This window comes from Clostridium sp. DFI.1.208 (assembly GCF_024463855.1).
In the GTDB taxonomy this organism is placed as follows: Bacteria; Bacillota_I; Bacilli_A; order Erysipelotrichales; family Erysipelotrichaceae; genus Clostridium_AQ.
Map to the genome: position 1 here is coordinate 1 of NZ_JANGCA010000138.1, position 1,682 is coordinate 1,682.

The 1,682-nt window shown below is 35.0% G+C and carries 1 protein-coding gene; it reads left to right on the plus strand.

Features of this window, described 5'->3' with window-relative positions; genetic code table 11:
• Nucleotides 1–162: 162 nt before the first annotated feature.
• Nucleotides 163–1,635 (plus strand): IS1182 family transposase, encoded by a 1,473-nt coding sequence (locus NE665_RS23630; protein WP_227163506.1) that lies wholly within the window; start codon nt 163–165, stop codon nt 1,633–1,635.
• Nucleotides 1,636–1,682 lie beyond the last annotated feature (47 nt).

Here is a 1,682-nt window from a genome sequence, read left to right on the forward strand (position 1 = left end):
CAGACTGTTGACAAAGTGACTGTCGACAGTCTTTTTAAAATCTGATAGAATATCTGTGGCAGAAACGTACTTCATAAACCCAAAAATAGTCGACGTTTCTGCCATTTATTATGCCAAAAATGATATAATTATAGAGGGTTTATGGAGGATATCACAATGGCTATGACTAACAGAAACAATGCAAAACTAGATTGCATGATTTACTATACATTAGATGAATTAGTACCACAGGATCATTTGGTTCGTAAGATGGAAGAGGCTCTTGATTTTCGGTTTATTTATCCGAAGGTTCAGCATCTTTACAGTCGTCACGGCAGACCGAGTATCGATCCTGTGGTTCTTTTTAAAATGCTTATCATAAATATCGTGTTTGGAATCAATTCTATGCGCAAGACATGTCAGGAGATCGAAGTCAACTTGGCATATCGCTGGTTTCTTGGATTAAGTATTGATGAGAAGATTCCAAACTTTTCTACATGGTCTCAGAACTATATTCGTAGATATAAAGATTCAACTATATTCCAGGAAATCTTTATGGAAATACTAGAACAGGCCGTTGATTATGGCTTTGTCGATTTCACAACGGTATTTGGAGACAGTACGCATCAGAAGGCAAATGCCAATAAAAGAAAAAGTGTCAAAAAAGAAGTAGAGATTCTCAAAAAGAAATACGAAGATGATCTGTTGGTTGAAATCAACGAGGATAGAGAATGTATAGGTAAAGAGTCCTTTGATTCAATGGTACATACAGAATATGTACATGATGAAGAAACGGGTGAAGAAGTAAAAAAAACTTCAACTAAAACAATTACAGAAAGCACTATAGATCCAGAAAGTGGCTGCTTCCATAAAGGTGAAAAGGAGAAATGTTTTGCGTACTCGCATCAAACTTTCTGCGATAAGAATTCGTTCGTACTGGCAGTTACAACAGTTCCTGGAAATGTACATGATAGTGTTAGTTTTTTTGATGCCTATGAAGAATTGATCAATGGAAAATATGGATACCTGATTAAGAATGTTTCGTTAGATGCCGGATACATGACACCCGCAATATGCAGAGCCATTGTACAAAATGATCAGATTCCTTATATGCCATATAAAAGACCAATGACCAAAAAAGGCTTCTTTAAAAAATACGAATATGTCTATGATGAAGAATACGACTGTTATCTATGTCCAAATGATAAGATCCTAATGTATACAACTACTACAAGAAATGGATACAGACAATATAAATCGGATCCAAAAGACTGCAAGGATTGTCCTCTTAGAAACAAATGTACAAAGAGTAAGAACATGACAAAAGTTATCGAACGTCACCTATGGGAAGAGTTTAGAGAATATGCCGATGAAATCCGTCATACTATGGAATGGAAAGAAATTTATCCACAGAGAAAAGAAACCATTGAACGAGTATTTGCGGACTGTAAAGAAAACAATGGACTACGTTTCACAAGGTTGAAAGGCTTGAAGAAAAACCAACAGAATGCTTGGTTGATTTTTGCGTGCCATAATCTGAAGAAAATGTCCCTTTGGAGAGGAAAATATAGAAGAAAGTCATCAAAAAATTCAATATATCCTTCAAAATATACAAAAAAAGACAATTTCATTTCGAAAATTGCCTATATACAATAAAAAGCCTATGTCCTTACGAAAAGGTATAGGCTTTTGTCAACAATCTG